The sequence below is a fragment of the Sphingobium terrigena genome (genome assembly GCF_003591655.1).
In the GTDB taxonomy this organism is placed as follows: Bacteria; Pseudomonadota; Alphaproteobacteria; order Sphingomonadales; family Sphingomonadaceae; genus Sphingobium; species Sphingobium terrigena.
The window spans coordinates 1-6913 of the sequence record NZ_QVRA01000055.1 but is presented as its reverse complement, the minus strand read 5'-3'; the positions used below and the strand labels follow the sequence as shown (position 1 = coordinate 6913).

The window sequence follows — 6913 nt, the reverse complement described above, 5'->3', positions numbered from 1 at the left end:
CACATCGGCGGCGCGGGTCTCCCGGATCGGCTTCCCGTTGTCCATGGTCTCGGCCAGCGCGAGCAGCTCGAGATTGTCCTCGAGCCGGTCAGCCACGCGATTGAGGATCCTTGCGCGCTCGGCGGGGCACATGCGCGCCCAGCCCTCCTTCGCCCGGTGGGCAGCATCCAGCGCTGCCTCCACATCCTCTGGCGAAGACTTCGCGATCTCGGCGAGCTGCCGGCCGTTGATCGGACTATGGTCCGTAAAATATTCGCCGCGTATCGGCTCCACCCATCGTCCACCGATGAAGTTGCCATAACGCGACGGTGCGTGACCCTTCGCCCGGACGGTGTCGATCGCTTGCTGGAACATGAAACATCTCCGCTATACATGGCCCGGCGCCCAGGTGTGCGGCACCGCGGACTCAATATTCTCCCTCGCAGGAGGGCTGCGTTGCGGATGTGCGAGATGACGACTTTGCGAAGTATTGGGATTGTTACGTAGCGGCTGATAGAGCAATCCGGGGCCGGTTGGATGCGGTGTCGATCGGCAACAAGAAGCCGTGCGTCGCGACCGAACGCCGACACGGGCGTCAACGTCAGTAATAATCTGCGAGCGTCAGCAGCCGCACGATACCGGATCCGTCGACGAGCCTGAAGTGGGTGCCGGCAGGAAGGAAGCGCCAGCGCCAAAGCTGCCCACGCGTGTAGCTTGCATTGATTGGCCGCCCGTCGATACGGACGATCCGATCGCCGACCGACCAGCCGCTCTTCTCGGCCGGACTATGGACCGCGACATGGGCGACGGTCAGGGCGGAAGGCGAAACCGCCAGGCCGAAGCCTGAACGGTCTTTCAGCATCGGGAGCCTGTGTTTTGGCGGCGCCGGACGCAGCCACAGGCTTTCCGCAGTGATATCCATGATCACATCGAATTGCGCGATGAGCGGCAATCCGATGCTCCCCACCGCGCTGTCGGATTGCCAATGATCCAGCCCCGCCACCGGCACCCCGGCAATGTGCACTTCGCCGATAACAATGTCGTCCAGAACAAAGGCGGTCACAATCTGGACCCCATCAAGGCTTCCCAGCGCCGCGGTCGACCGGGCCTTGCCGGCGAGGAGGTCCTGCGCAGCGACAAAGGGGGTAGAGAGCATGAGCGCATTTGCGCTCCCGAGATCGAAAATGAGTTGCACGGGGCTCCCGCCCCCGATCGACGCTGTGACCAGCAGTTCGCTGCGAGTCCCGTGCGTCAGAGGAAGGCGACGCCAGCCGCTCCCGCCGGCAAAACTCCCCGTCGGGGCGAAGCCGATCCGGTCCTGCGTGAAGTCGAGGGCGACACAGCGCCCCGCCAAGATGTCCTCCCCCAGGACCAGATCGATCGGGCGCCCGAATGCGGACGATATCGCCGCAAGGTCGCTCACGATGGCGAACGGCAAGCGCCTGCGATCGTCGGCGACGGTGAGGGCAACGTCGCTGATCTCGGTGACCTCGACGCGGCCACCGGTGCCGCGAATGATCCGTTTCCCGGATGGGGCGATATCCAGACTCTCCACCAGGCGCGTATTGATGATCGAAGCGGCGCTTCCGCTGTCTAGAATGGCGCGGACGGGACTGCCGGCCACCTCTGCCGAGACCATCAGCGTATCGCCCATCGCGATCTCCGCTGACGTCCAGGCAAAGGAACCCCACCCATCGCCTGCGCGGGCGAGAGACGTCAGAGGGAAGCCAGCCGACGAGGCGCCCAGGAGCGACGCGGCGGACAGGCCGCGGGCGAGAAGCGTCCGGCGATGCATCCTGTGATAAGCGTCCGCGTCGTTTTCCAATCTGCCCTGCCTGCTTCTGGAAAACCGCCCCGTTCGATCGACGCCGCACAGGCGGTCTCATTGCCCGGCATGATCGTTCGCATGCTGCGCCGGCGGCAGGCATCCGTAACAAAACGTATATTTCCCGAACGGCTCGAACGGCACTTCTGCTGGCATCTTCAAACGGATCGAAATCTTGCGGTCCCCACGTCCAATTCTTCGAGGAGCCAAGTCATGCAGAATATTTTCCGTAGCAAAGCTGGCCTGATCGTCCCCGCCATCGCTGCGCTTGTCGCGCTCTCGGCGACGCAGGCTTGGGCGGATGAGGCCCCGCCGGTGCCGGCAAAAGTCGTCAAGCACCAGAACCACGAGGCGCATCAGGCCCATCAGGCAGGGATGAAGCATGGCGCGAGACAGATGCATGACGAGATGATGCACGACCATCAGATGGGCGTGAACGCGTCGGGCGGCATGCAGATGGGATGTGGCGGGGCGGCCGGGTGCAAGGACAAGATGCCGATGGCGCCCAAAGCGAAGCCGGACCAGGCGCCGCCCGCCGCCAGCATGCCCGCCACGCCGATGAGCGACGACATGTAGGAAGCGCGGAAGTGAAGGGCCGACAGCGTTGGCGAGACAGATGCGAGGGTCCGGCAGATACGGATGTCTCCACCGGACGCTGATCCTGCGCGCCTTTCACTTCCTCGGCCGGGTTTCATGCGCCCCTGACCCCGCCTGCCCGGTCGGCCGTCTCTGCGACCATGCCCCCGCGGGGCAATCGGCTCCGCGGCGTCTCTTCAGGTCTGGTTCCGAAAGTTCAAATTGATGCGGACTCTACTTCCCCCGCTTGCCGATACGACCACCGGTCGCCGAGGCTTCGTGCAAGGTCTTTTGCTCGCGACAGCCCTTGCCACGCTGGGTTGGCCCGCGCACGCGCTCGCGGCACCGGCGGTGAAGACGCCGGACGTGCTGAGCGGCACCGAGATCGATCTCGACATCAGCCGGGTCACGGTCAACTATTCCGGAAAAGCGAGCGTCGCCACGGCCGTCAACGGGAGCGTGCCGGGCCCGCTGATCAGGCTGCGCGAAGGCGACGCTGTAACGATCAGGGTCAAGAACAGTCTGGATGAAATGACCAGCATCCATTGGCATGGCCTGATCCTGCCGACGGACATGGATGGCGTGCCAGGGATCAGCTTTGGCGGAATAGCGCCGGGCGAAACCTTTACCTACCGCTTTGTCGTGAAGCAGAGCGGCACCTTCTGGTACCATGCTCATACATTGGCGGAGCAGACGGGCCTTTATGGCCCGATGATCATCGAATCGAAGAGCGAGACGCCCCTCGCCGCCGACCGCGACTATACGGTCATGCTCAGCGACTGGACGGACGAGGCTCCGCTTCAGGTCTATCTGAACCTGAAGAAGATGAGCAGCTATTATAATTTCGCGCAGCCGACCGCCGGCGATTTTGCGCGCGATGCCGGCAAGCTCGGGCTGGGCGGTGCTTTGTCGAAGCGCGCGATGTGGAACAAGGCGCGCATGAATCCGACCGATCTGAGCGACGTGTCCGCCGCCACCTACACCTATCTCCTGAACGGCGCGCCCTCCGCCAGGCACTGGACGGGCATCGCGAGCAAGGGCGAAAGGGTTCGCCTGCGCTTTATCGGCGCCGGAACCGCCACCTATTTCGACGTTCGGATTCCCGGCCTGATGCTCACGGTCGTCGCCGCCGACGGACAACCCGTCGAGCCGGTCGACGTGGATGAATTCCGGATCGGACCCGGTGAAACCTACGACGTCATCGCGACCATCGCGGACGACAAGGCCTATGCGATCTTCGCCCAGTCCATGGATCGCACCGGCTTTGTCCACGGCGTGCTCGCGCCGCGTGACGGCATGAGCGCGGACATTCCCCCGGTCGATCCGCGCTCCTGGCTCGATCCGATCGACATGATGGGTGGGATGGCCGGGATGGCGGGGATGGGACCGGCCGGTCACGACCATGGCATGGTCGAGACGACACCCAAAGCCCGCCATGCGCGTACCGAATATGGTGCCAATACCGACATGCGCGTCGACTTTCCGCGTACCAATCTCGATGATCCCGGCGTCGGGCTGCGGCGCAATGGGCGCCGGACCCTGACCTATGCGGATCTGAAGACAGCAGGGCCGGCGGCAGACCCCCGCGAACCGCAGCGCGAGATCGAACTCCATCTGACCGGCAACATGGAACGCTTCGTGTGGGCATTCGACGGCGTGAAGCTCAACGATTCGAAGCCCCTGCATTTCACCCCGAACGAACGGCTCAGGATCATCCTCGTCAACGATACGATGATGACCCACCCGATGCACCTGCACGGGATGTGGAGCGATCTTGAATCGCCCGACGGACAGTTCCAGGTCCGCAAGCACACCATTTCGGTGCAACCGGCCCAGCGCGTGGCCTTTCGCGTGACGGCCGACGCGATGGGCCGGTGGGCCTTTCACTGCCACCTTCTCTACCACATGGCGGCGGGCATGTTCCGCGAGGTGGTCGTGGCATGACAAGCTCGCGCTCAACTTGGTTGCTGGCTCTCACCGGGCTCGCGATGACCACCATCACCGAACCCGCGCTCAGCCAGCAGGTGAAACCCGCGGGCAACGCCGAGGCCGCCAGCTCCAATGATCAGGCCATGCCGCCGGATATGCAGATGGGCGACCAGCAAAAAGATGGCAGCAGCGCGCCCCCGATGAACATGCCCGGCATGGACATGAGTGGCGGAAAGCCCGGCGCCGATGCGCGCGACCCGGACGCTTATTCCGACGGCTACAGGAATTCGACGCTGCCCGGCTATGAGATGGCCGACAAAATTTCGGTGGCCAAGGTGCTCGTGGATGAGCTCGAGTTCCTCACGAACAAGCAAGGCCAAGGCATCAGCTGGTCGGGTCAGATTACCAATGGCCCGGACAACGACAAACTCTTGCTGCGGAGCCAGGGCCTGAAACAATCCGGTGAGCGGCTTGATCCGGAATCCTCGGTCGAGGCGTTCTGGTGGCACGGACAGCGCCCGTTTTGGGGAACGATCCTTGGCGTGCGTCAGGACATCGGCCCGGGAGCCCATCGCTGGATCGCCGGGGGGATCGAGGGCCTGGCCCCCTATTGGTTCGATGTCCAGCTGACCGGCTACGTTGGAGACGATGGCCGTCTCGCGGCACGTCTGAAGGCATCCTATGACGTGCTGCTCACCAACCGCCTCATCCTCGTACCGCAGCTGGAATCGAACGCCTACAGCAAGGCGGCTCCCGAGCGCGGGCTCGGCGGAGGCCTGAGCAACCTCGAGCTCGGCTTGCGGATGCGCTACGAGATTCACCGAAAAGTCGCTCCCTATGTCGGCTTTGTATGGGAGCGCTCCTTTGGTGAGACGGCGGATTTTCGTCGCCTTGCTGGCGAAAATCCCACCGAACACCGGTTTGTGGCTGGCTTACGGATCTGGTGGTGAGACGCGCGCTGAACCGCAGCGGCTAAACTTTTTGGAAAGGACCAAATCATGCTTGATCGTCGCGCCGTCATCGGTTCGGGACTCACCTTCGCGGCGCTTACCGGGGCTGTCGCCGCGGCAGGCCCGGCCATCGCGGCGCCAAGGAAGCGTGGTGACGGCATGATGACGCTCGACGAGTGCGTCGACAGCTGTATCGCATCGCACCGCATGTGCCTGGAAACCGCGCGATACTGCACCGAGCAAGGCGCACCGGCTCATATCGAGGCGACGCACATCGCTTTGCTTCTGGACTGCGCGGAGCTCTGCCAGACAACCGCCAATTCCATGCTGCGCCGATCGCCGCAGCATGCCCTGTTGTGCGACGCCTGTGCCCGGATGTGCGAAGCCTGCGCGCGCGATTGCGCGAAGATCTCCGGCGACGCCCGCATGCAGGCCTGCGCCCAGACCTGCAGGGATTGCGCGGCGAGCTGCAAGGAAATGGCCAGTATGGGAATGTGATCTGGCCGGTCACCGCTTGCCTCCGGATCCGCACCCGACGTTCATTCCGCAAGCCACGCGACCGGCCAATCAGCCGCGGGCACGATCGTGCCAGATTTCCGCTGCGGACCGCATGTTTGCCGGCCCCAGGCCACCCGTCTGAGCCAGCAACAACTTCCCGGCGCTTTGCGTTCTGGCGCAACAGCATCTGGCATATCCGTCCCGCACTCATAGGGCGCCGCATCCGAGCCGGCATAAGCACGAGAAGCATTCGTATATTTCCGTAGAGACCCGGCGCGACCCAATTGCGACTTTCAATGCATGGAGGCGGTCATGAACGAGTGCGATATTCCTTACTTGCTACGGCGCGTGCGCGCCCACCGGTCACAGGCAGCGGCGGCGAATTGCCCCGAGGCGCGCTTGATCCACCGACGCTTCGTCGAGAATTATCAGCATTTGCTGGTGGGAATACGGCGGGACCAACTTCGTGAGCGAGGCGACCGGGGAAGCCAGCCTTGTGCTGAACGCGCCTGCCTTTGCGAAGGGCAAGACCCGGAAATGGCCCAGAGCCGTCGCGCAACATCCGCAGCCGCCGCAGCGGGTGAACGTGGAGAAAATGAGGCGGTCCCAGCCATTCGGTACAAGCCGGCCAGCGTACTGGTCCATCACGACCTGACCGCCCTTGGCCGACAGAGCGTTCCTGAAGCCCCTCAGCTTTTCAACGCGAACGTAACTGTCGCGACGGCCAGTGCTGCGACGGCGGCACACCAACGCATCAACCCTGCCGACCGCCAGGCTCAAGCGATGGCGATGGACGCCACAGCCTGAATGGCGCCATTGAGGTTGCCGCTGGATATGCTCTGATGGACTGGACCAACGCCACGCCGCTCGCTGCCTTGACGGGCGGAATATTGATCGGATTGGCGTGCGCGATCATGTTGCTCGGCCTCGGCCGGATAGCGGGCGTGAGCGGCCTCGCCGCGCGTGCCTTCGCCCTCTCACAGACTGGCCCGCCCTGGAGCATCGCTGCGGCTTTCATTGTCGGCCTGCCGTTCGGAGCGGGGATCGTGAACCTGATCTCAGGTCCGGTAATTGCCCGTTTTCCATCCTCGCCGGCGGTGGTCCTGATCGGCGGGCTGCTGGTCGGCTTCGGTACCCGGATGGGCAGCGGCTGTAC

At 63.9% G+C, this 6913-nt stretch carries 8 protein-coding genes; 6 read left to right on the top strand and 2 right to left on the bottom strand.

Annotation, left to right across the window (positions count from 1 at the left end; all coding sequences use genetic code 11):
* Positions 1–354: aldehyde dehydrogenase family protein (locus tag D0Z70_RS23900; RefSeq protein ID WP_119750680.1), on the bottom strand; the 354-nt coding region annotated here is incomplete at its 3' end.
* A 226-nt stretch (positions 355–580) separates the two neighbouring features.
* The gene (locus tag D0Z70_RS23895; protein WP_082679250.1) at positions 581–1633 is read right to left on the bottom strand and encodes a retropepsin-like aspartic protease; all 1053 of its coding nucleotides are present in this window, start codon (positions 1631–1633) and stop codon (positions 581–583) included.
* A gap of 240 nt (positions 1634–1873) precedes the next feature.
* Between D0Z70_RS23895 and D0Z70_RS23890 the strand changes: the two genes are divergently transcribed.
* The 6 genes from D0Z70_RS23890 to D0Z70_RS23865 all read left to right on the top strand — a co-directional run.
* Entirely contained in the window at positions 1874–2380 is a 507-nt protein-coding gene (locus D0Z70_RS23890; RefSeq protein ID WP_169793964.1) for a hypothetical protein, read from the top strand.
* 225 nt (positions 2381–2605) lie between these two features.
* Positions 2606–4324: a copper resistance system multicopper oxidase gene (locus tag D0Z70_RS23885; RefSeq protein WP_031308709.1), complete on the top strand. Its 1719-nt coding sequence runs from the start codon at positions 2606–2608 to the stop codon at positions 4322–4324.
* A 44-nt stretch (positions 4325–4368) separates the two neighbouring features.
* Positions 4369–5259 (top strand): copper resistance protein B, encoded by an 891-nt coding sequence (locus D0Z70_RS23880; protein WP_370569401.1) that lies wholly within the window; start codon positions 4369–4371, stop codon positions 5257–5259.
* 48 nt (positions 5260–5307) lie between these two features.
* Positions 5308–5757, top strand: coding sequence for a four-helix bundle copper-binding protein (locus D0Z70_RS23875; RefSeq protein ID WP_024018487.1), 450 nt, complete (start codon positions 5308–5310; stop codon positions 5755–5757).
* A gap of 300 nt (positions 5758–6057) precedes the next feature.
* Positions 6058–6564, top strand: a complete 507-nt coding sequence (locus tag D0Z70_RS24730; RefSeq protein WP_169574011.1) for a hypothetical protein — start codon at positions 6058–6060, stop codon at positions 6562–6564.
* A 35-nt stretch (positions 6565–6599) separates the two neighbouring features.
* Positions 6600–6913, top strand: a 314-nt coding sequence (locus tag D0Z70_RS23865) for a YeeE/YedE family protein (RefSeq protein ID WP_119750678.1), incomplete at its 3' end; no start/stop codon positions are given.